The following is a 24,389-nucleotide window of genomic DNA, read 5'->3' on the forward strand; positions in this document are numbered from 1 at the left end:
CCTAGCTTGATAGATTTAATATTATCATCATTCCACTTGATATTTTTGTTCCGGCACTAATAGATTGGCTCGAAACAATACCTCTGCCAATCACTTGTGTTTTTACACCTATACTTTCCAATAAATAAACTGCATCCTTCACGCCCATTCCGCTAACATCGGGTATCAAACCTTCTGTAACTTCTATTTTGCTTATTTCAATACGTCTTTCTTTTGGTTGGGAAATCACCCAACTGCTATCAGAAATAGTTTTGATCGGATAAGCAAGTGCCTGATAAAGCAATTTGAAATCCGAGTTTTCGCCTTTAATTTCACCCGGAAAGATTGTTTTTGGCTGCAGATTTGGCGTACCCAGTTGGTTTGCCAATTGTGTAGCTACGATTTTATCAGCTATTTCTTTGAAAACAGGAGCTGCAACAGAGCTTCCATAAATCTTACCCTTTGTAGGATTATTTACTACAATGATGCATGAATACTGTGGATCATCAGCCGGGAAATAACCAACAAACGATGCATTATAATCAGACTTATTATAACCACTCTTGCCTCTTGCAATCTGCGCGGTACCTGTTTTCCCTGCAACTCTATATTTTATGTTTTCAAATGCAATATCTCCGGTGCCTCTCAAAACAACTCCTTCCAGCAGAGCTTTGACCGAATCAATTGTTCGTTGCGAACAAATTGATTTATTGATCACAATTGGGCTAAAAGTCTTTAATACCTGATTTTCCTGCCGTATCGCCATCACAAATTGAGGTTTTACCATCACTCCATTATTTGCGACAGCGTTGTAATAAGTCAGGGTTTGAAGAGGTGTCAGAGTCAATTCGTAGCCAATCGACATCCATGGTAAAGTGGTACCATACCAATTACTTTTATCTTTTGGGCTTTTAATATATGGTTTACCTTCTCCTAAAATATCCAGGCCCAAAGGTTCATTAATTGACATTTTAGTTAAATAATCAACAAATTTTTGCGGATTGTCTTCAAATATTTTAGTTATAACTTTTGATATTCCGACATTTGAGGATTTCTCGAAAGCTTCGCGAACGGTTATCCATCCTTCGCCAATCTTATGATCATCCTTCATAATCCGGTCATAATATTTGACCCATCCTTCACCGGTTTCGACGTAATCATCCACCTTTACTTTTCCCGATTCCAAAGCAGCAATTATAGAAGCCAGCTTAAAAGTTGAACCGGGTTCTACATTTTCGGCTATTGCGTAATTGTATGATTCTTCATATGTTCCTGTGGATGGCTCATAACGCAGGTTTGCAATCGCCTTAATAAATCCGGTTTTTGTCTCCATTAACACCGCACAACCCTGATATGCGCCATGCTCGACCAAATGCTGGTATAATGCATTCTCTGCAACATCTTGGATATCTACATCTATCGAGGTAAAAATATCCTTTCCGTCAACCGGAAGAATATCATTTTCGTCATTTAACGGGATCCAATCTCCATTATTTATTCTCCTTTGCAATTGCTGACCTTGAATTCCTTCAATATGATCGGCATAAGCACCCTCTAAACCAACAAATAATTTTTCTTCTTTATTCTGATAACCAATGGTGCGTTTAGCCAGATTGCCAAAAGGCATTTTTCTCGTAGTATTTGAAATTGAGATTAACCCACCAAGGTATTTACCTCTTCTCAAAATTGGGAATGTTCGCAGCTCTTTCAATTGTTCATAAGTAACATTCCTGTTTATTAAAAAATATCGATTCCCATCTTTACGGGCTTTTTGCAACTTATTTTTATACGATTGTTTTGAATTATCACCAAACAATTTTGAAAGACATAAAGCCAAAGAATCCACTTCTGAGTTGAATAAATCATCTGTTATATGCTCCGAATCCACATCCATTCTGATTTCAAAAACAGGCACAGAAGTTGCGAGCAATCTTCCATCGTCGGAATATATATTACCACGGTTAGCTTCTAAGCTTACATACTGCATTTCTTGCTTCTCTGCCTTCTGAAGCAACTTATCGGATTGATAAACCTGAATTTGAACGACTTTAGCAATAACAGCAATTCCTGCGAGCAGTACAAAAATGTACAACAAATAAACCCGCCATAGTATGTCACGTTTGTCGTTCATTACTTCAATTAATTTTTGATTTCAGGTTTTACCAAAACCAGTTTATAGGGAGGAACCACAGATTCCTTTATTCCACTCCCTAGCAGCCGTTTTGTAATTTCAGATTGTTTACTAATATTCATCAAGTTTGATTTACACGTAATGTATTCGTATCTCAATTCCTTCAGCTCTTTATTCAATGCATTGAATTCTCTAATATCCTTCTCCGCATAATAGATATTTGCGATATAAAGGATGGCTAAAAATGTGGCATAAAGCAAAAAAGTCAATTGGTTTACTACTCCATCTTTCGTTAAAAATCCCCCACCCAGAATACTTTGAATTGTCCGACGAAAAGAGGAAGTTTTAGCTGAAGAACCAGCCGAACTTGATCTTTGACCCGTTTTTAATTCATTTCTTTGTATCATATCTTTTCAGCGATACGAAGCTTTGCACTTCGTGATCTTGGATTTAAATTCAATTCCTCATTTGATGCGGTTACAGGCTTTCTTGAAATTTGGCGAAACAGTGTGATCGGGTTTCCATAAAAATCCTTCTCGAGTTTTCCTTCAAAATTTCCTGTCTTAATAAAATTTTTCACCAATCGATCTTCCAATGAATGGTACGACATTACGACCAATCTGCCACCCGGTTTAAGCACCTCAGCTGCTTGTTCCAGCATACTTTTCAAAGCACTTAACTCATCGTTAACTTCTATACGTAGGGCTTGATATAGTTGAGCAAGGAACTTATTTTCTTTGCCTCTTGGCATACAAGACTCCAAGGTTTTCTTCAATTCAACGGTGGTTGAAATCGGATGTTCTGCCCTGCCAATAACAATTAATTTTGCGATATGCTTTGAGTTTTTTAGTTCTCCATAAGTTTTAAAAACAGCACTTAATTCCTCCAATGAATAATTATTTAAAACATCTAAAGCAGAAGTTTCGATTGACTGGTCCATTCGCATATCAATTTTTCCGTCGACACGAGTAGAGAAGCCTCTTTCTGCAGTATCAATCTGGTGTGACGAAACTCCTAAATCAGCCAAAATCCCATCCACCGGAAGCAACTGAAATAATTGTAAATGCTTTTTTAACTCTTTGAAATTTGCCTGAATAAAAATGAGTTTGCTATCTTCAACTTTGTTTTGGATAGAATCCTTATCCTGATCGAAGGCAATTAATTTTCCAATCTCTAAGTTTTTCAATATTTCTTTTGAATGGCCTCCTCCACCATAAGTCACATCCACGTAATGACCATTCGGTTGAATAGCCAAACCTTCTATACATTCATGTAGTAATACTGGATTGTGGTACATTAATTAATTTATTCAGTTTCATTATCACCCATCACTTCTTCAGCCAAACTTGCAAATTCATCAGGATTGTAATCCACAGCTTTTTCATATTCCGCACGATCCCAGATTTCAATTTTATTTACAACTGATGCAAGAACGATTTCGCTCTTTATTTCTCCATATTTTAACAGATCTTTCGGGATCAGGATTCTCCCTGCTTTATCTAATTCGGCAGTTTTCACACCGGCCATAAATTTTCTGATAAAATCAACATTCTTCTTTTTAAATCGGTTTAGCGTATTAATTCGTTTGCTTTCCAATTGCCATTCCTCTTTCGGATATAACTCCAGGCATTTCATAAAAATGCTCCTCTTGATCACGAATCCTTCCGTTGAGGCGGATGGGATTTGTGTCCTCAATTGCGATGGAAACATCAGTCTTCCTTTGACATCCACCTTACATTCGTATGTACCTATTATTTCAGCCAAGAATCTTGATTTTTATGGAGTAAATATAAATAATTATTTACCACTTTTTACCACTTTTTACCACTTTGTTAATAAAAAGTTACATTTAAATGGGTATTTTTTTTTGACACATGAAGAAATTGGGTTACAGAATTGATTGCCTGCTATTTATCTTTGAAATATTTTATAAACATTTCAAGCTCTTTAATCTAATTAAACTCAGAAAAAAAATACCGGTTATGAGGTTAAAGAATGACTATTAATCCTAAATTTGTATAGAATGCATAACAAAACCGATGGACTGATACAACAAAGGCAAAAGCATGAAGCAAAAAGTGATAGATATTGACAATGTTTTTAGAAGCAAGAATCCAAAACTATTTAAATTAATTCCGGGATTTTTACTCGCTTATTTAAAAAGGATTGCCCATGAAGATGAAATGAATAGCTTTCTTGAAGAACATTCTCAACTATCGGCATTTGAGTTTATCGACACCGTATTGTTCGATGAATTTGGAGCAAAGGTTTTTTCAGAAGGCCTCGAAAAAATACCACAAACAGGAAAATACATTATAGCTTCGAATCATCCATTAGGAGGGCCAGACGGGTTGGCATTAATGCACGAAGTTAGAAAAGTCAGGAGTGATTTAATCGTCCCTGCTAATGACCTTTTATTGAATGTACCAAATCTTAAAGAGATTTTTATTCCAATCAACAAACATGGAAGCAATGCCGATAATGTACGGATAATCAATGATACTTTCGCCTCTGAATCTATTTTGCTTTATTTCCCGGCCGGCCTCGTTTCTCGTAAAAAATCGGGACATATTTCGGATTTACCTTGGAAACAAACATTCATCAAAAAAGCAATCCAACACCAAAGAGACATAATCCCTACGCATATTAGCGGGCGTAATTCCAACTTTTTTTATAACCTTGCAAATTTACGTGAGAAACTTAAAATTAAGTCAAATATAGAAATGCTTTATCTGGTTAATGAGATGTATAAACAACGAGATAAAACAATTAAAATTACATTCGGAAATCCAATTCCTTACCAAACTTTTGATAAGAGAATGAGCAGCATTGCTTGGGCGCAGAAAGTGCGAGAACATATTTATTCCATTGAAACAAACCCTGAAAGTGAATTTAAATATTAAGTTGAACTGAAATTGAACTGTATGGAAACCATAATACCACCTGTCGATAAAGCCTTGCTTGAAAAAGAATTGAATGATAAAATCTTTATCCGTAACACAAATTTTGGCAATAACGAGATTTACGTTTTTACGGTACATGATTCACCAAATCTGATGCAAGAAGTTGGTCGTTTGCGTGAAATCACCTTTAGGGATGCAAAAGGAGGAACCGGAAAATCTATCGATATTGATAGTTTCGACATTTCTGAAATTCCATTCAAACAACTTATTGTTTGGAATCCTGAAGACAAAGAAATCATTGGCGGCTATCGGTTTATCCATTGTAAAAATTTACAAATCAATGAGAAAGGTGCTGTTAGTACACCAACTGCAGAATTATTTAAATATTCTGAAAAATTCGTGAAGGAATTTTTACCATATACGATTGAACTAGGACGATCTTTTGTTCAACCACTTTACCAACCCTCAAACAATATCAGAAAAGGGATGTATTCATTGGACAATATCTGGGACGGTTTAGGCTCAATAATGGTTGACAATCCGGATGTTAAATATTTATTCGGCAAAGTAACCATGTACCCACATTTTAATGTTTATGCCCGCGATATCATTCTTTTTTTCATGGAAAAATATTTCCCTGACAAGGATGAGCTGGTTCGCCCGCATAAACCCATGAATTACACCACTGATGCGGATGAATTAAATCGGGTTTTTACTTCAAGAAGTTACGATGAAGATTACAAAATATTGGTGCAAAAAGTAAGAAGTTTGGGTGAGAACATTCCTCCACTTTTCAACGCATACATGAATCTTTCTTCAACAATGAGGACTTTTGGCACTGCTTTAAATGATCATTTTGGACTGGTAGAAGAAACCGGGATCATGGTAACCGTTGACGATATTTTTGAGGTTAAAAAAGACCGTCATGTTACCACTTATAAAATTTAATAAATAACAATGATTATTAAATCCGCAGATTTTGTTGTTAGCAATCAGGAGGTATCAAAATGCCCTAAAACCGATTTGCCCGAATACGCTTTTATTGGCAGGTCAAATGTTGGTAAATCTTCACTGATCAATATGTTAACGAACAGAAAGAAACTGGCAAAGACTTCCTCAACTCCCGGAAAAACGCAATTGATCAATCATTATTTAATAAATGAAGAGTGGTATTTAGTGGATTTACCCGGATATGGTTTTGCTAAAATCTCAAAATCGGCCAGAGAAAAATGGGGTGAATTGATCCACAAATACCTGATGAAAAGAAAGAATTTGCGTTGCACATTTATTTTGATTGATGCGCGCATTGAACCTCAAAAAATAGATTTGGAATTTATGGAATGGCTTGGGATAAATCAATTGCCATTCGTGATCGTATTTACCAAATCTGATAAATTGAACAAAACCGCACTGATCAATAATATTGAGCGTTATAAGTTAACTTTGTTCGAAAAATGGACAGAATTACCTCAGTTCATTGTTAGTTCATCAATCACATCCCAAGGAAGGGATGCGATTTATGATTTGATTACGGAAACCAATAATTTAGGCGATTTCAACAAGTAACTGACCTTTGGTTACTTGTTCTCCTGAAACTACATGGATTTTCTTTATAACTCCGTCATTGGCTGCTCTGATGACATTATTCATCTTCATAGCCTCCAGATAAAGCAGGATATCTCCTGCTTTAACCTTTTTACCCTTTTTCACTTGAATTTTATTAATTGATCCGGATATAAATGCAGATATCAATTTCTGATCAACTTCTTTAAAATTCTTTCGGGCAATGTATTTTTTGGTCAACAATGTCTTATAATTTACACCGTCGATGGTTAACGTTTTATATTCAGATTCTTTCTCTTCCATAACACATTATTAAAATGGTGGAACACCGTGCTTCCTCTTTGGAGTTATCTCTTCTTTATAGGTAGAAATCCCCAATGCATGAATAAGTTTGTTGCGGGTTTCAAGAGGCTCGATTACAGCATCGACATATCCGTAAGTAGCTGCCACGTATGGATTTGCAAATTTTTCTTTATATTCTGCAACCTTTTGTTTTCTCATTTCATCCGGATTTTCAGCTTCCATAATTTCCTTACGGAAAATAATATTAGCAGCTCCTTCCGGTCCCATTACGGCAATTTCTGCAGTGGGCCATGCAAAAACAAAATCAGCACGTAAATGATGCGAACACATGGCAATGTATCCACCACCATAAGCTTTTCGCAGAATTACAGTTATCTTTGGGACTGTGGCCTCTGAGTATGCATACAATACTTTTGCACCATGCCTGATTACACCTGCATGTTCCTGATCAACTCCGGGCAAATATCCTGGCAAATCAACCAGGGTAATAATTGGAATATTAAATGCATCGCAATAACGGATAAAACGACCAGCCTTATCTGATGAATCTACATCAAGTACACCGGCTAAAACCAAAGGCTGATTTGCAACAAAAGCGACTGTTTCGCCTTGCAAACGTGCATAACCAACAACAATATTAGCTGCGAAAAGTTCCTGAACCTCTAAAAACTCGCTATCGTCAACGATGGCTCTAATTACATCCCTTACATCGTATGGTTCTTTTGGATCAGTAGGCAAAACTTCATCGATCGGGAATTGTCGCGTCTTTGGATTTTTCTTGGGAAAGGACATTGCCTTCTTCGTGTTATTCCATGGGATAAAGCTGATCAATTGTTTAATTTGTCCGAAACATTCTTCTTCGCTCAAGGCATAAAAATGTGCATTGCCTGTTATTTCGGCATGAACCCTAGCACCACCAAGTTCTTCCATCGAAATTTCCTCACCAAGAACTGTTTTTATTACCTCTGGTCCTGTAATAAACATTTTTGAAATATTTTCTACTACAAAAACAAAGTCGGTTAATGCAGGAGAATAAACAGCACCACCTGCACAAGGTCCTAAAATAACAGATAACTGAGGCACAACGCCCGATGCTCGTGTATTTCTATAAAAAATTTCGCCATAACCTGCCAACGAGTTTACGCCTTCCTGAATCCGGGCTCCGCCTGAATCGTTAATTCCAATAATTGGGACTTTCAATTTGATTGCATGATCCATTATTTTGGTAATTTTTTTGGCATGTGCCCAACCTAATGAACCTCCGGCAACTGTAAAATCCTGAGCATAAATACAAACTGGCTTGGTTCTTATTGTACCAGTACCCGTAACCACTCCATCGCCCGGAAGGCTCTTTTTATCCATGCCAAAATCTTTGGCTGCATGTTCTACAAAAAGATCATACTCATGAAATGAATTGGGATCCAATATGGCAATGATCCGCTCACGTGCGGTTAATTTGCCAATGGCTTTTTGTTTTTCAATTGCTTTAGTACCACCTCCTTTGAGGGCATCTTTCACCCTCCGACTTAAATCAGAGGATTTTTGTATTGATGGCATATGTTTTCTTTTTAAAAATAATTGATTTAAAAAAAATGAGCGCAAAGATTTTAAAACATTGAAATGATTAAATGAACTACCACGCAGCAGAACTGCGAGGTATCTAGAATACAGAATACAGTAGTCAGAAGTCAGAATTTTTTGAAGATATTTTAATCCCTCTTCTGGATTCTGAATTCTGGATTCTTACCACGAAGCAGAGCTTCGAGGAATTCTTTTGATTAAACATTAAACAATACTTTAACAATCTGCCCTCAAAACTGGGGCAAAGTTAGCTTATTTTGATAAAACAACAATTTTATCTTTTTATTTTATCCTTTGAAATTAAATTTGAATTTTTATAGAATCCTTAACTTAGCCATAAAAAAATTCGATGAATATTGAAGAAATCCGTGAATATTGTTTAGCAAAAAAAGGAGTTACGGAAAGTTTTCCTTTTGATGATGAAACCCTTGTTTTTAAAGTAATGGATAAGCTTTTTGCCTTAATAAGTCTTGACGCTGATTTGAGTATCAATTTAAAATGTGATCCGGAAACTGCCATTCAGCTGAGAGTACAATATCCTTCGGTACTACCTGGTTATCATATGAATAAAAATCACTGGAACACAATTTTGATTGATGGATTAGTGAATGATCAACTCATTTGTGAATGGATCGATCATTCTTATCAATTAGTAGTTGAAAGATTAACGAGAAAGCAAAAAGACGAACTTGGTAAATTATAACTCGTCCTTGACTGTTTTTTTCAGTTCCTTTTTCTTTTTATTGAACATATCAAACAATAAATAACCAAGGGCTGCTCCCCACAGCATACTTAGCCATGGATTTGAAGTGATGGCACAAGTGCCGTTAACACAACCAACTTTAAGATAGTATAGGTATCCTCCAATAGTTCCTAATATTATTCCGAGTATTGATAATGGTGGGAAAATTGTAAATATTTTTTCTTTAAATGATTTTTTTGATTCTTGTGGGGTTTTGTCAGCTTCGCTCATTTTATATGTATTTATTTACATATATCAAATTTAATGCCATTACCTGAGTTCTACAATGGTGATTCCGTTGCCCCCTCTTTCCAAATTCTGGTCCTGACACTTTTTAACCTGATCAATTGTATTCAGATATTCCCTTATGATTTTTCTTAATATCCCATCGCCTTTGCCATGAAGCACATAGACTTCTTTTACACTTAATAAAATTGCTTCATCAATATATCGACTCACTTCACTTAATGCTTCATCAGCCCTTTTACCTCTGACATCAATGGAAAGATTGAAATTTGCCATTTTGTCATTTAGCTCATTAATGACACCGGAATAGGACGATTTTGTTGATCTGGTTTCTTGCCTGACTTGTTTCTTACTTACTTTTTGTAATCGATCAAGCGGTGTCCTGAATTTGATTGAATTAAATGAAATAACAGCCTCATCATCCTTAATTTCGGTCACTTCCCCAATGGTATCCTGCTCTTTTATTTTTACCGAATCACCAAGTTTAATTATCTTATCCAAAGGTTCACTTTCCTCCTGATCCCGGTTTATAACTTTCTTGTTTTTTTTATTGTCAGACTTTAGAGAATTCTTTTTTAGCTCTTCCGATTTTTGCTTTATTTTTTCACGAAGTTCTTTGGTTTTTTCCTTATCGGCTTGCGATTCTTTAATTTCTTTGATGGTTCTTTCAATCAGCTGATTTGAATTTTCAATCAACTGAAGCGCCTCAGTTTTGGCCTTTGAAATAATGTCCTTTTTGGAATTTTGTATTTCTTCGAGCAAATTTTCGTACTTGGACACTATTTCAGCCAAAAATCCATCTGCCACGTTTACTTCTTCTTCTTTTCTTTGTAATGACAACTTATCCACTTCTAACTGTTGTAACTGCTGATCGAAATCCAACTGGGTTTTTCCGGTTTTATTAGCAGCATTTTGTAGGACGGTTTTTGGAAAACCGATATTTTTAGCTATCTCAAATGCAAATGAACTGCCGGGCCTGCCTATTCTTAACTGATAAAGTGGCTGCATTTGAGTGGTATCAAAAAGCATGGCTCCGTTTACAATTCCTTCCTGCGAATCTGCCAATAATTTTAAATTAGAATAATGGGTAGTGATTACACCAAAAGATTTATTTTCATTGAGTTTTTCAAGCGCTGCTTCTGCAATGGCACCTCCAAGTTGTGGTTCGGTACCTGTCCCGAATTCATCAATCAGAAAGAGTGTTTTTTCATCACTGTTTAAAATAAAATGTTTGATGTTCAGCAAATGAGAACTGTAAGTACTTAAATCATTTTCGAGCGACTGTTCATCCCCAATATTAATAAAGAGATTATCGAATATTCCGGTTTCCGAACTTTCGTCGAGAGAAGGAAGCAAACCACATTGCAGCATATACTGGTTTATCCCAACTGTCTTTAAACAAACTGATTTACCACCTGCATTTGGTCCGGAAATAATGAGTATACGCTGATTTTTGCCCAATTGAATATCGAGCGGGACAACCTTTTTCTTTTGTGCTTTGTGCGATATAAATAGTAATGGATGCCTAGCTTTGACCCAATTAACAATTTGCTTATCCAGAAAAACAGGAATTTGAGCTTCAATTTCAATAGCCAGTTTTGCCTTGGCCCGAATAAAATCAATCAATCCCAAATATTGGTAAGCCAATCGTAGGTCCTCCAAATGAAGTCGCAAGAAATCTGTGAACTCGAGCAAAATTTTTAGAATCTCACGTTTTTCAGCATTTTCCAGGTCCCGAATTTCGTTATTTGCATCAAAAATTTCAGCAGGTTCGATGTACACCGTTTGTCCGGTAGCGGATTCATCGTGAATAAACCCTTTCAACTTACGTTTATGGGTAGCCTGAACAGGAATAACAAGTCGATTATTTCTTAAGGTTGGTTCAACATCTGCAGCGGTCCAACCCTCACTTTTCGCATGATTGAGCGATTGGATAATCTTCCGGTCAATTTGCCCTTGCTTTTTTCTCAACTCCGTTCTGATTTCTTTCAGCTTTTTAGATGCTCCATCCTTGATCTTACCTCTTTCATCCACAATTACATCAATTCTTTGCAGTATTCCTTTATCTAAATATAGATTTGCACCCAGTTCTTTTAAGGTTGGAAATTGTTCGGGTTCTGCCTTCTTAAAAAAAAATAAAATGTTTGTGATAGTAACTAAAGATGCTTTCAAATCGAAGAGTGCAGCTAATTCAATGATGGTTCCGTTAATCCGGATTCTGGAGAATTCGGGCCTTAGATCAAAATAATCATGAGACGAGAAGTTTTCAGAAAACCTAAGGATTCCGGAAAATTCATGAACCTGAACTAATAATTTTAAGATTAATTCGTGATTACTGCTAAATCTGATTTTATCAACATAATCCTCACCCATCCGGCTCAAACAAAATTGTTTCAGCTTAACACGGATTTGATCAAATCCAACTTTCTTTTCAAAATCATCGGGGTAAATCATAGTTGCAAATGTAAGATTTATAAGTTTTAAAATAGATGCAGAAATAAGAGGTTTTTACTAATTTAGAAGATTATTCATTCAAATGAAGAAAGATGTTAAAATAGAAGTTTGTGTCGATTCTGTCGAATCTGCCATGATTGCCCAACAAGCAGGGGCTCATCGTATTGAGTTATGCAATAATTTAATTGAAGGCGGGACCACTCCGAGTGCTGCAAGTATTGAAATTGCACGAAAACACCTTAAGATTGGGTTAAATGTAATTATCAGGCCAAGAGGCGGCGATTTTCTTTATTCGGCATTGGAACTGGAAATAATTAAGAAGGATATCCAGATCGCCAAATCACTTGGAACTGAGGGTGTAGTTTTCGGGATGTTAACTCCGGAAGGGAAAATTAATGAAGAAATCTGCAAATCCCTGATTGAAATCGCACGACCCATGAGCGTTACATTTCATCGCGCTTTTGATCTTTGCGTTGATCCATTTGAAGGAATGGAAACTTTAATCAATTTGGGAGTTGACCGGATCCTCACTTCCGGACAAAAAAACAAAGCTGAAGATGGATTGACATTACTTACAGAATTGGTAGAAACAGCAAACAACCGTATTATTATCATGCCCGGAAGTGGCATCAATGAACAAAATTTCTCAAAAATCATGAACCAATGCAAGGCCAGAGAATACCATGTTTCGTGCAGGACGGAAATAGAAAGTAAGATGTTGTTCCGCAGAGAAGATGTAAAAATGGGAAGCTTCCCCAATTATAATGAATATGCTTACAAACAAAACGACTTGCAAAAACTGAAATCAATCATCCATGTAATCAATCATTGATTTATGTTTAAAAAATACATCTTTGGCATAATAATCTTAATGGCCTTTTTGGTTTCGGGTTGTTTTAAGTCAAATCAAAAAGTTTCAAAAATTGAATTGAACAGTAACTGGAAATTCAGACAAGCCGGAAATTCTGATTATTTGCCGGGAAAAGTGCCGGGTTCGGTCCATCTTGATTTACTAAATGCAGGTTTGATCGAAGATCCTTTTTACCGATCAAATGAAGACAGCATACAGTGGGTTGCCGATGAAGATTGGGAATATTTGAATGAGTTTGAGCTTAATAAACAGTTTTTGAAAAGCAATAAAACATTCCTCGTTTTTGAAGGCATTGACACTTACGCCAAAGTCTACCTGAACGATTCACTTCTACTCCAAACCGATAATATGTTCAGGCAGTGGAAGATTGATGTTACGAACCTCCTCAAGCAAAAAAATAAGATTTTAGTACACTTCTATTCGCCAATAAAGAAGAATGCAGAAATGGCCAAATTATCAAACATTACATTACCTGAACAAAGAGCTTTTACCCGCAAGGCACCCTATCAGTTCGGCTGGGATTGGGGTCCTCGAATTGTCACCTCAGGAATTTGGAAGCCGGTATATCTAATCAGCGAACCAGAAACCCAAATTCATTCAACCTACTTCTCGACCGATTCTATCGTCATTGGAACAGCTTTTATTTCAGCCGAAATCGAAATTCATTCTGAAATAAATAAGGAAATTGATATAAAAATACTGAATGATGATCAGCCCTTTTTTTTGGAAAAAAGAGAGTTGGTAATTGGTAAATCCATCTTTAAGATAAACTTTCAAATTCCTCAGGCAAAACTTTGGTGGACGAATGGTTTGGGAGAAGCAAATCTTTATCATTTCAACACGGTAATTTCTGCAAAAGACAAAATCATTGATAAAAAAGACGACCAAATAGGAATCAGAACGATAAACCTTATTGAAGAGGAGGATGAAGTTGGAAAGTCATTTTATTTCGAACTAAATGGAATTCCTGTTTTTATGAAAGGAGCCAATTATATACCACAAGATAATTTCCTGACGAGGGTTGATTCTTCAAAATATAAATCGATCATCGAAAGTGCCCGACTGGCTAACATGAATATGTTGCGTATTTGGGGCGGCGGTGTTTATGAAAGCGATTTGTTTTATAAACTCTGTGATGAAAACGGAATCCTTATCTGGCAGGATTTTATGTTTGCCGGGAGTATGTATCCGGGAGACGATCATTTTATTGAGAATTGCAGACTGGAAGCCATTGATCAAATTATTCGTTTAAGAAATCATCCAAGCCTTGCGCTCTGGTGCGGGAACAATGAAGTTGACGAAGCCTGGCATAATTGGGGTTGGCAGCAACAATTTAACTGGACGGAGGAACAACAAAATGAAATTTGGGATGCTTATGAATTACTCTTCCATCAAACACTTCCTGCACAAATTAAAAAATATGATCCGGGCCGCAAATACTGGTCTTCTTCTCCAAAAATAGGTTGGGGACACAAAGAAAGTTTACAGGAAGGCGATTCGCATTATTGGGGTGTTTGGTGGGGAAGAGAACCATTCAGTATTTACAACGAAAAGGTCGGGAGATTCATGAGCGAATATGGATTTCAGGGCTTCCCTGCGAATGCAACTTTCGATTCAGTCTTACTACCGGAAGATAAACACTTTTATTCGCCTGCCCTCAAAACCCATGAAAAACACAATCAGGGTTTTGAAATTATTAATGAGTACATGAAGGATGAGTACAAAATCCCTGAAAAATTTGAAGATTATGCCTATGTAAGCCAACTTTTACAAGCCAAAGGGGTAGGCATCGCTTTAGAAGCCCATCGACGGGCAAAGCCTTATTGCATGGGCACTTTGTATTGGCAATTGAACGATTGCTGGCCGGTTATTTCATGGTCGGGCATCGATTATTACGGCAACTGGAAAGCATTACATTATCAAGCTCAGAAAGCCTTTAAAGATTTAATGATTTCATATGAACAAAAGGATGATTCGGTATTTGTATGGATTGTTTCTGATCGGATGAAGAATTTAGATAGCGAACTTGATTTACAGCTTATTGATTTTGATGGAAATGTTTTATGGAATGATCAGGTAAAAATCAATATTCCATCAAACTCAAGTCAAATATATAACCGACTTTCCATCAGAAATCAATTCAAAGCATTTGATCGGAATAAAATCGTTTTAGCTGTCTCATTCAGAGATGAAAAGGGAATGGTGATCGACAGGCTTCACTATTTTATCCCGGTTAAGGAACTTATTTTACCTAAACCCAAAATGACGACTTCTATTACTAAAATACCTGAAGGATACAGTATAAGTATTGAAACCGATAAATTGGCTAAAAACATTCTTTTAGATTTCCCTGGTTTTCACGGAAGTTTTACCGATAATTATTTTGACTTACTACCGGGTAAAGCAAAAACCTTAAAATTCCTTACACTGGAGACAGTTGATGATCCGTCTGAACTTCTGAAAATAAAGACCCTCACTGACAGTTATTAAATTCATCTGCTAACCTGGGATGACATCGATACAATTTTGATTTTTTCTTTTGTCATTCCTGCGAATGCAGGAATCTCTGTAGAAAAAAGGGATGGCTTCCCTCATCTTTTCAGGGATGCCATCCTTCTATTTTATTGAAAAATGCTTATTTCTTTTTTTCTCTATTCTTATTGGGTAAGATCATTATTTCCAAGTCCACGATGACGTCTTCTACCTTAATTGCAATTTTTGCTTTACCATTATGTGTTCCGGTAAAAAAAACCGAAAAATCGCCTTGGTTATCTGTTACTGTATTTGCTGGGTTAAAAATCCCCCTGCCTTCACCACCAGGTGAACCATTCACAATACTGAATGATACCTCCCGACCATAAGCTGCTCCTTGACTACTTTGTGCATTACCTGAAATTACAATGGTTTCACCCTGATTAATCATATAAGATTGTGCAAATACTTCTATATAATCAACCGGCCCGGATGAACCCAAAGTAGTAAAAGTTGCCGGGTTGCTTCCGTCATCGCATGGAACGTAACTTCCCATCATCTCGTCAAAAGTCATTGCTTCAGCCCTATAATTTGTTAAGGGGCTTAAATTACTAAGGGGATATTCGTGAGTGCAGGTATTGGATGATGATATTTTTGGTAAAAGCGAATAAATATAATTACCATCAGGTTGTTGAACGCCCAGCCTTAATTCTGTAGTACCACGCTCAAAAGTCCTCCAGGTTACAATTGCTGAATTCTCAGTAATATTGTTTATACTAACACTGTATATTCCCCCATAGCCCTCTATCATAACAAAGTTTAATAAGAGCACGAATATTATACTCAGTTTTTTCATTGATCATTCCTCCCTTAAATTAATGAATTTACAATAGATATTTAGCTGAAATTTACGACATTAATCTTATCTTGTCAATCCCACTAAGATCTTAAAATTAATCTTTCATTTTAGTCTAAAATTTGATGAATCCGGGTTTTTTATTCTTAAAACCCAATCTCAGTCCAGCTATTCCATGAGAATAATAAACTATTCCTATTAATTAACAACCAATTATTTCATAGAAATGGGTTCATAAATTAGGTAAATTGCCTATAAATATTTTTACCTACAAAACTATCTTTGAGATTAGTTTTCAAACTATTGATATATTGAGTTTAAATGCACGTAAAAAAACTCGATAAAGAATACAACAAACTTATACAATTGAGATAATTGAAACAGCTTATCGCATGAAGCTCATTGTCAATTGCAAACTCAACTATTTATAAAAAGATGGATGTTTTTAAGTAAACAAAGGCTCTAACAGCTAATAAAACCTGACCATGAAGAATGATGCACTTAAAAACATCCTAAATTTTTTAAACGATCAAAGAGGATTTGATTTTACCGGATACAGAACTGCCATGCTCGAAAGGAGGATTCAGAAAAGACTTTATACCACTAAAATTCAAAATATTGATGACTATTTAAGTTTTCTTCATGAAGATCCGGATGAATTGGATTACTTAATCGACGTATTTACCATCAATGTCAGTCGATTCTTCCGAAATTCATTATCATTTGAACACATTCGTAAAACCATTATTCCTGAAGTTTTTCTGGATAAAATAAAAGCGCAGGATCAACATTTAAGAATTTGGTCGGCAGGTTGTTCATTTGGTGAAGAGCCATACTCCATGGCCATCCTCATTAACGAATTTGTAGAGAAAGAGAAATTAAGTATGGATCTAAGCATTTTTGCTACCGACATCGACAAAAAAGCGCTAAAAAGGGCCTCAGAAGGAAGTTATACCGCGAATAGCATTAAGAATGTCAAATATGGACTCATTGAAAAATATTTCACTTTTAACCATGATCGCTTTGAAATTGATCCAAAAATAAAAAAAATGGTCCGGTTTTCATTTTACGATATGCTCGACAAACATCATTCAGTGCCATCTGAAAGCATTTATGGGGGCTTTGATTTGGTGCTATGCCGAAATGTTTTAATTTATTTTGAATTAGAGCATCAAAAGCTTATATTTAATAAGTTATATAAGTCGCTAAATCCGAATGGATATTTGATATTGGGGGAAGCAGAAGTACCCATTGAAGGGTTTAAACATAAATTTAACAGAGTAAATAATTGTTGTAAAATATATAGAAAGATTGGGTAGTGGGGTGAGCAGGGTGAGTAAGTTGAGTGGTTGAGTGAGGTGAGTTGGATGAGTGGATGAGAAGGTTAAGTAATTACAGAAAAATATTATCTAAGAAAATGAATGAAACAAAATCGACATTTGAAACTTTAGAGGTCTGGATTAAATCCAGAGAAATGCGAAAGAAAATAGCAATCCTTTCAAAAAGCTTTCCCATGGAAGAGAAATATAAACTAATGGATCAAATGATTCGGGCTTCACGCTCCGTTACTGCAAATATTTCAGAGGGTTATGGCAGATTTCATTTTCAGGAAAATATTCAGTTTTGCCGACAAGCAAGGGGATCATTATACGAACTAATTGACCATCTTTATGTAGGTTTAGATGAAGGGTATATTGATAATGACAATTTTATTAATCATAAAACTGAAATATTTGAACTTATAAAAATATTGAATGGATATATTAAATATCTGAAGGAGAGAAAAGAAGGAGAAATTAGGTAAGTGGTTAAGTAGGTTTATTATGGTGAGTAAGAAAATTAGCACTCAACAACTCAACACACTTAACCTACTTAACCACTCAACTTACTTAACTACTCAACTTACTTAACTACTCAACTTACTTAACTACTCAACTTACTTAACTACTCAACTAAATATTGAGATATGAAAAAATCTAATGAACAACTTCTAAAGGAGATCGCTCAATTACAGGCTAAAATTGCTGATCTGGAAAAATCTTACGAAGAACATAAGAATACTGAAAATGCGCTTAAGCAGAGTGAAGAACGATACAATGGCATCTTTCAAAGCATGGCAAGTTGTGTGGCCGTTTATAAACCTATCGATAATGGAAAGAATTTTATCATTGTTGATTTTAACCAGTTAGCCGAGAAAATTGAAAACATATCAAAAAATGAAATTATCGGGAGAAAAGTTACTGAGGTTTTTCCGGGAGTACTGGAATTCGGCATCTTTAAGGTGTTTCAAAATGTTTTGAAAACCGGAAAACCGGAGCATTTTCCTGTATCAGTTTACAAAGATGAAAGAATTCAGGGATACAGGGAAAATTATGTGTATAAATTGTCATCGGGAGAAATTGTTGCAGTTTATCAGGATTTGACCGAACGTAAAAAAGTCGAAAATGAATTGGCAAAGCTTCAACTTTTATATGATGAAACTGAAAAGGCGGCTAAAATTGGTGGATGGACATTTGATATAGAAACGATGGAACAAACCTGGACAGATGGAATTTTTTGCATACTCGAAATCGACTTGAGCATGGGAGCACCTAAAGTGCCGAAAGGGATTACGTTTATTGATCCTCCTTATCGTCAAATGGCTGAATCAGCCATTCAGAAGTCCATAGAAAATGGTGAACCCTACGACCAAGAGTGGATAGTTACAACATCAAAAGGGAATAAAAGATGGGTGCAGGCTATTGCAAATCCTCATGTTGAAAATGGGAAAACGATTAAAATTTCAGGCTCATTTCAGGATATTACAGATCGGAAACAGGTTGAAGAAGCATTATCTAAAAGTGAACAAAAATTTAAAATGCTGGTCACCAATATTGAAGAAATTATTTATTTAGTGGATAAGAACGGTATATTTACTGTTTCTGAAGGGAAAGGGCTTGAAAAACTTGGACTTAAACCTGGTCAGGTTGTGGGAATGTCAGTTTTTGATTTCTATAAAGACTATCCTGGTATTTTAAAAGGAATAAAGAAAGCCTTAAATGGGGAAACTAACGGCATTGAGGTTCAAATTGGGCCAAATTATTTCACAAACTGGAGCACCCCACATTTTAATCCTGAAGGTGAAGTGATCGGATTAATTGGTCTCGCAATAAACATTACCGAACGTAAACAGGCAGAAATTAAGCTCCTGAAAGAAAAAGAATACTCAGATGAAATGATAAATGCGCTTCCCGGTGTATTTTACCAGATAAGCAATGAAGGTAAATTTTTAAACTGGAACAAGGATTTTGAAATAGTTTCAGGTTATTCTGCTGAAGAGATGAGCAAAATTAGTCCAATTGATCTATTTGAAGGCGAGGATAAAAAAAGAATAGCAGAAAGCATAGCACAGGTTTTTTCACATGGGAGTGTTTATGTAGAAGCGAATTTAACCTCTAAAACAGGGAGTAAAGTACCTTATTTTTTTACCGGAAAAAGAATTATGATCGATGCATTAGCGGTTTTAGTAGGAATGGGAATGGATGTTTCCGAATTGAAAAAGGCCGAGAATGAATTAAAAAAACATCGTGAACATTTAGAAGAACTTGTAAAAGAACGTACCAAGGATTTGGAAACTAAAAATAAAGAACTCGATAATGCCATGAAGGTATTTGTTGGAAGGGAATTGGCCATCCGGAATTTGCAGGATAGGATCAGGGCTTTGGAGGGGAAGTGAGCGGGTGAGTGAGGTGAGTAGGTAAAGTAGGGTGAGTAGGTAAAGTAGGGTGAGTAGGTAAAGTAGGGTGAGTAGGTAAAGTAGGGTGAGTAGGTAAAGTAGGGTGAGTAAGGTGAGTAAGGTGAGTAAGGTGAGTAAGGTGAGTAAGGTAAGCAGGAAAGAGTTGAAGGCTATAAAACTCAACAAATCAATAACTTAACTTACTCAACCACTTAACTCACTCAACCACTGAACTCACTCAACCACTAAACTTACTCAACCAATGAACTTACTTAACTACTTAACCTACTCAACAACTCAACCACTGAACTTACTCAACCAATAAACGGATAAAAAATTAAGAAATGAAACTACGAAAATTCAAAAGCATCCGGTCGCAATTAACTTTTTGGTTTCTGTTGCTATCGCTTTCGCCCATTATTGTTGCACTTGCCATCACATATCTTCAAAGGGCGAATAACATCAGGGTGATGGAATTTAATAAACTGTCGGCTATCAGGGATTTGAAGGTGCGCGAAGTATCTAACTGGATTGATGAAAGAATCGGTGATTTGCATAATATGGCTGGCGATTACGAGATCAGAAGCCTGGAGAATGTTTTTGGCAAAACCTCATTGTCTGAACAAGATCAGGAAAAAATATCAGCTGCCGTTGAACTGTTCAAAAGAAATATGCTCAATTATAAAGTTTACAGCGAAATATTTTTCGTTAAGGCCGGTACAGGTGTGGTTGCAATATCCACAATAAGTGAAGTTGAAGGCACCAATGTAGCCCATAACGATTATTTTACGAAACCGCTACAATCCGGGAATTTTTATATACAGGATATTTACCGCTTGCACGAAACCAATAAAACCGAAATGGCTTTTTCGATCCCGGTCTATTGCATAGCGCATAATGCGCATATAATTGGTGTTTTGGTATGCCGGATTGATCTTGATAATTCGTTATACAAGCTTTTGAAAAATCCGGTGGGATTGGGCAGTACTGGAGAAACATTGATCGTAAATAAAGAGGGGTTAGCTCTAAACGAACTTCGCTGGCATGATAATGCAGTGCTGAACCTGAAAATTTCTGCGGAACCGGCCTTGAATGCAGCAAAAGGAAATACCGGAATTACGAAAGCAAAAGATTATCGGGGCGAAAAAGTATTGGCGGCATATACCTATATACCCCAAACCGGATGGGGCTTTGTTTGCAAACAGGACACCTATGAGTTAAATGCCCCCATGCGTGAAATGCTTTTAAACTTTGTAATTCTGTTCATCATCTCTTTAGTTGCTATTTCATTCGTTGCATTATTTGTCAGCAATTCTATTTCCAAACCCATTGTTGCCATGAACAAAGCTGCTCAAAAAATTGGGGCAGGCGATTTTTCCATCCGAAACCAAATCAATTCTGCTGATGAATTGGGTTCTTTGGCTCTTGAGTTTAATAAAATGGCAGAAATGACCGAATCGAAAATCAAGATCAATAAAGGAATAGCAGATATTTCAGAAACCATGATTGGTAAATCCGGCATGCAGGAGTTTGGCAAATCGCTGCTCAAACGATTGATGAAAATAACCGATGCCAACATGAGCACTTTCTATATTCTGAACGAGGGAAGCATGGAATATGAACATTTTGCATCGGTAGGTGCCAATGAAGAAATGCTTAAACCTTTCAGTGCTAAGAACCCACAAGGAGAATTTGGCAATGCATTGTCCACTAAAAATATTTTTCACATACAAAATATACTGGCCGATACCATTTTTAAGTATAATACTGTTGTGGGAGAAGCCATCCCAAAAGAAATTATTACCATTCCTATCCTTGTTGAGGAAAGCATAATTGCAATCATTTCACTAGTAAACATTCAGAAATTCAGCAAGGAAAGCCTGGAAATACTCCAACAATCTTGGGTAAGCATCAACACTTCATATTCAAATTTAATAGCTAACGAAAGAACGAGGGTTTTAGCTGAGCATTTAGGACGGATTAACCAACAACTTGAGGCCCAAACCGAAGAATTGCAGGATCAGGCAGAAGAATTGCAGGATCAGGCTGCTGAGTTGCAACAAAATGCGGAAGAACTTCTGGAACAAAATACTGAGTTGGATGCACAGAGAAAACAAGTGGAAGCCGCAAATAGACTAAAAAGCGAATTCCTTTCCAACATGAGTCATGAGTTGCGTACCCCGTTGAATTCAATCATGGCGCTTTCACGGGTTTTAATGATGCAGGCAAATAATAAACTTAGTGAAGAAGAAAACCATTATCTCGAAATAGTTGAACGCAATGGCAAAAGGCTTTTAGCACTCATCAACGATATTCTCGATCTTTCGAAAATTGAAGCAGGGAAAATGGAGATAGAACCAAAACCATTTTCTCTATCATCATTCCTTTCAATCATAAAAGAGAATATGCAAGAATTGGCCGAGCAGAAAGGGCTTTCCATAACCTTGAATATTCCTGATGGCATAAATCAAATAGAAACCGACGAATCGCGACTTCATCAGGTATTAACGAATATTGTTGGGAATGCCGTAAAATTTACAGATAAAGGAACTATTGCGATTGAAGTGAAACATGATTTAGAATATGCATTTATTGAAGTTAAGGATAGCGGTATAGGAATTGCTGCCGAAGAACTTCCATATATTTTTGATGAGTTCAGGCAGGTAGACGGAACCTCTTCACGCCAATATGAAGGTACAGGCCTGGGCTTGGCTATTGCACGAAAAATGATGAATATTTTGAGAGGTGAAATTAAGGCTGAAAGTGAACCGGGGAAAGGCTCAATTTTCACCATTACTATTCCAATAAAATGGTCTGAGGAATTTGAAACACCTAAGTCATATCATTTCGAAGACACCAACATAAGTCCCGGACAAAATACCATACTGGTAATTGATGATGATCCAAAAACGGTAAAACTCATTTCGGAATACCTCAACGAAGCCGGATACAAAACCATCACTACTACCAGCGGAAAAGATGCCCTGAAACTTGCTGAATACCATCAGCCTTTTGCCATAACCCTGGACATTATAATGGAAGATATGGATGGTTGGGAAGTTTTGCAAAAATTAAAAAGTAATTTAAGAACCAAAGACATACCAGTAATTGTGGTTTCTGTTTCCGATGACCGGGATACAGGAATTGCATTGGGCGCTGTTGGATTTATTAATAAGCCTGTCAATAAACATACATTGATATCCCAGATTAGGGAGATTGTCGAATTGCCACATTCTGTAATGATAGTTGATGATAATGAATTTGAATTGACCCAAATATCAAAAATAATCGAGTCGCAAAATATAAAACCCATTTTAGCAAGCGGAGGAAAGGAATGCCTCAAATTATTAGAAGTAAAAAAACCCGATATATTGATCCTTGATCTGATCATGCCCGGGATGGATGGGTTTACGGTTTTGGATGAAATACGCAAGAACAAAGAAACCCAAAACTTGCCTGTAATTATTGTAACAGCAAAAGATTTAAGTAAAGAAGAGAAAAACAGACTAAGTGGAAACGTTTCGGCCCTTATTTCAAAAAGCCAGGTGAATTCTGAAAATTTATTGAGTGAAATTAAGCGGATTATCATGGAACTTGAAATAACCAGAAAAATCCGTATTTCAGAAAATCAGGATCCAAAAGCTTGTATTCTTCTGGTAGAGGATAATCCGGAAGCAATCATTCAGGTAAAAACCGTATTAGAAAAAGAGCTTTATAAAGTAGTTGTGGCAAGTGGGGGCCGGCAGGCACTGGACTACATGAAACATAACAATCCCGACGGAATTATCCTCGACCTGATGATGCCTGATATCGATGGGTTTGAGGTTTTAGAGAAACTTCGGGCCACCGAGAAGAGTCAAAAAACACCGGTCCTAATTTTAACGGCCAAAGATTTGACCCGAAAGGATATGGCAAAACTCAGTGCCAATAATATTCAGCAACTCATCCACAAAGGCGATGTTGATATTGACGGTTTGCTTTATAAAGTAAAACTCATGTTAGGAAATGGGGCAAAAGAAGAATTCAAAGTTGACCTGCCTTCGCTAAAGCCACAGCAGGTGAAAAAGGAAGAACCGCAGCAACAAGCAACAAGCAACAAGCAACCAGCAACAAGCCTTCCAAATATACTCATCGTAGAAGACAATCGTGACAATTTAACAACGATAAAAGCCATTTTAAAAGGGAAATACCATATATCAGAAGCTATTGATGGTGAAATAGGGTTAAGGAAGGCACAATCGGAAAAACCGGATTTGATTCTTCTTGATATGTCGCTCCCCAAAAAGAGTGGTCAAAAGATAATAGCAGAATTGAAAGCAAATAATGAAACTAAACACATCCCTGTTGTTGCAGTTACAGCTCAGGCTATGAAAGGTGATAAGGAAAAATTCTTAAAGTCGGGATGTGATGGATATGTGTCGAAACCGATTGATCATCTGGAATTACTTGCAGAGATTGGGAGGTTGTTGAGTAGGTGAGTAGATGAGTAGGGTAAGTGAGGTGAGTAAGTGTAGTAGGGTAAGTGAGATGAGTAAGGTAAGTAAGGTGTGTAAGTTTAGTAAGGTGAGTAAGG

At 36.5% G+C, this 24,389-nt stretch carries 19 protein-coding genes; 10 read left to right on the plus strand and 9 right to left on the minus strand.

From position 1 onward, the window contains the following. Position 1: 1 nt before the first annotated feature. From KKG99_11530 to mraZ, 4 genes are read right to left on the minus strand one after another with little or no spacing between them, the layout of a single operon-like run. A complete protein-coding gene (locus KKG99_11530; GenBank protein MBU1013629.1) occupies positions 2 to 2,110 on the minus strand; it encodes a transpeptidase family protein in 2,109 nt (702 codons plus the stop codon). Between the two features lie 8 nt (positions 2,111 to 2,118). After that, the gene (locus KKG99_11535) at positions 2,119 to 2,517 is read right to left on the minus strand and encodes a hypothetical protein (protein MBU1013630.1); all 399 of its coding nucleotides are present in this window, start codon (positions 2,515 to 2,517) and stop codon (positions 2,119 to 2,121) included. Further along, positions 2,514 to 3,407, minus strand: coding sequence for a 16S rRNA (cytosine(1402)-N(4))-methyltransferase RsmH (gene rsmH / locus KKG99_11540; GenBank protein MBU1013631.1), 894 nt, complete (start codon positions 3,405 to 3,407; stop codon positions 2,514 to 2,516). The genes KKG99_11535 and rsmH overlap by 4 nt, the downstream gene beginning before the upstream one ends. A gap of 8 nt (positions 3,408 to 3,415) precedes the next feature. Beyond that, positions 3,416 to 3,874, minus strand: a complete 459-nt coding sequence (gene mraZ / locus KKG99_11545; GenBank protein MBU1013632.1) for a division/cell wall cluster transcriptional repressor MraZ — start codon at positions 3,872 to 3,874, stop codon at positions 3,416 to 3,418. Positions 3,875 to 4,176: 302 nt separating this feature from the next. Here mraZ and KKG99_11550 point away from each other — a divergent pair, with 302 nt between their 5' ends. Genes KKG99_11550 through yihA form a run of 3 tightly spaced genes read left to right on the plus strand, consistent with a single transcriptional unit; the run spans position 4,177 to position 6,579 of the window. Continuing rightward, a complete protein-coding gene (locus KKG99_11550; protein MBU1013633.1) occupies positions 4,177 to 5,013 on the plus strand; it encodes a glycerol acyltransferase in 837 nt (278 codons plus the stop codon). A 21-nt stretch (positions 5,014 to 5,034) separates the two neighbouring features. Then, on the plus strand, positions 5,035 to 5,961 hold the full coding sequence (locus KKG99_11555; GenBank protein ID MBU1013634.1) for a GNAT family N-acetyltransferase: 927 nt from the start codon (positions 5,035 to 5,037) through the stop codon (positions 5,959 to 5,961). A 9-nt stretch (positions 5,962 to 5,970) separates the two neighbouring features. Continuing rightward, complete coding sequence (gene yihA, locus KKG99_11560; GenBank protein MBU1013635.1) at positions 5,971 to 6,579, plus strand: ribosome biogenesis GTP-binding protein YihA/YsxC; 609 nt, start codon at positions 5,971 to 5,973, stop codon at positions 6,577 to 6,579. Here yihA and KKG99_11565 read toward each other — a convergent pair. Next, a complete protein-coding gene (locus tag KKG99_11565; GenBank protein MBU1013636.1) occupies positions 6,559 to 6,879 on the minus strand; it encodes an acetyl-CoA carboxylase biotin carboxyl carrier protein subunit in 321 nt (106 codons plus the stop codon). The genes yihA and KKG99_11565 overlap by 21 nt on opposite strands. Positions 6,880 to 6,888: 9 nt before the next feature. After that, positions 6,889 to 8,436, minus strand: coding sequence for an acyl-CoA carboxylase subunit beta (locus KKG99_11570; protein MBU1013637.1), 1,548 nt, complete (start codon positions 8,434 to 8,436; stop codon positions 6,889 to 6,891). Between the two features lie 373 nt (positions 8,437 to 8,809). Here KKG99_11570 and KKG99_11575 point away from each other — a divergent pair, with 373 nt between their 5' ends. Then, positions 8,810 to 9,163, plus strand: coding sequence for an MmcQ/YjbR family DNA-binding protein (locus tag KKG99_11575; protein MBU1013638.1), 354 nt, complete (start codon positions 8,810 to 8,812; stop codon positions 9,161 to 9,163). On the opposite strand, the gene KKG99_11580 is transcribed toward KKG99_11575, so the two are convergent. Then, positions 9,158 to 9,379: a hypothetical protein gene (locus tag KKG99_11580; GenBank protein ID MBU1013639.1), complete on the minus strand. Its 222-nt coding sequence runs from the start codon at positions 9,377 to 9,379 to the stop codon at positions 9,158 to 9,160. The genes KKG99_11575 and KKG99_11580 overlap by 6 nt on opposite strands. A 93-nt stretch (positions 9,380 to 9,472) precedes the next feature. Continuing rightward, a complete protein-coding gene (locus KKG99_11585) occupies positions 9,473 to 11,902 on the minus strand; it encodes a Smr/MutS family protein (GenBank protein ID MBU1013640.1) in 2,430 nt (809 codons plus the stop codon). Positions 11,903 to 11,984: 82 nt separating this feature from the next. Here KKG99_11585 and KKG99_11590 point away from each other — a divergent pair, with 82 nt between their 5' ends. Both KKG99_11590 and KKG99_11595 read left to right on the plus strand, forming a co-directional pair. Continuing rightward, positions 11,985 to 12,734 carry a copper homeostasis protein CutC gene (locus KKG99_11590; GenBank protein MBU1013641.1) on the plus strand — a complete coding sequence of 250 codons (750 nt, stop codon included), beginning with the start codon at positions 11,985 to 11,987 and terminating at the stop codon, positions 12,732 to 12,734. Between the two features lie 39 nt (positions 12,735 to 12,773). Then, entirely contained in the window at positions 12,774 to 15,263 is a 2,490-nt protein-coding gene (locus KKG99_11595; protein ID MBU1013642.1) for a glycoside hydrolase family 2 protein, read from the plus strand. A gap of 145 nt (positions 15,264 to 15,408) precedes the next feature. On the opposite strand, the gene KKG99_11600 is transcribed toward KKG99_11595, so the two are convergent. Continuing rightward, positions 15,409 to 16,101: a hypothetical protein gene (locus KKG99_11600; protein MBU1013643.1), complete on the minus strand. Its 693-nt coding sequence runs from the start codon at positions 16,099 to 16,101 to the stop codon at positions 15,409 to 15,411. 485 nt (positions 16,102 to 16,586) lie between these two features. Here KKG99_11600 and KKG99_11605 point away from each other — a divergent pair, with 485 nt between their 5' ends. The 4 genes from KKG99_11605 (at position 16,587) to KKG99_11620 (ending at position 24,294) form a co-directional block, all read left to right on the plus strand. Then, positions 16,587 to 17,420 (plus strand): protein-glutamate O-methyltransferase CheR, encoded by an 834-nt coding sequence (locus KKG99_11605; GenBank protein ID MBU1013644.1) that lies wholly within the window; start codon positions 16,587 to 16,589, stop codon positions 17,418 to 17,420. A gap of 98 nt (positions 17,421 to 17,518) precedes the next feature. Next, a complete protein-coding gene (locus tag KKG99_11610; protein MBU1013645.1) occupies positions 17,519 to 17,905 on the plus strand; it encodes a four helix bundle protein in 387 nt (128 codons plus the stop codon). Between the two features lie 162 nt (positions 17,906 to 18,067). Further along, entirely contained in the window at positions 18,068 to 19,816 is a 1,749-nt protein-coding gene (locus KKG99_11615; protein MBU1013646.1) for a PAS domain S-box protein, read from the plus strand. Between the two features lie 344 nt (positions 19,817 to 20,160). Beyond that, complete coding sequence (locus KKG99_11620) at positions 20,161 to 24,294, plus strand: response regulator (GenBank protein ID MBU1013647.1); 4,134 nt, start codon at positions 20,161 to 20,163, stop codon at positions 24,292 to 24,294. Positions 24,295 to 24,389: the final 95 nt, after the last annotated feature.

The organism is Bacteroidota bacterium (genome assembly GCA_018816945.1).
Lineage (GTDB): Bacteria > Bacteroidota > Bacteroidia > Bacteroidales.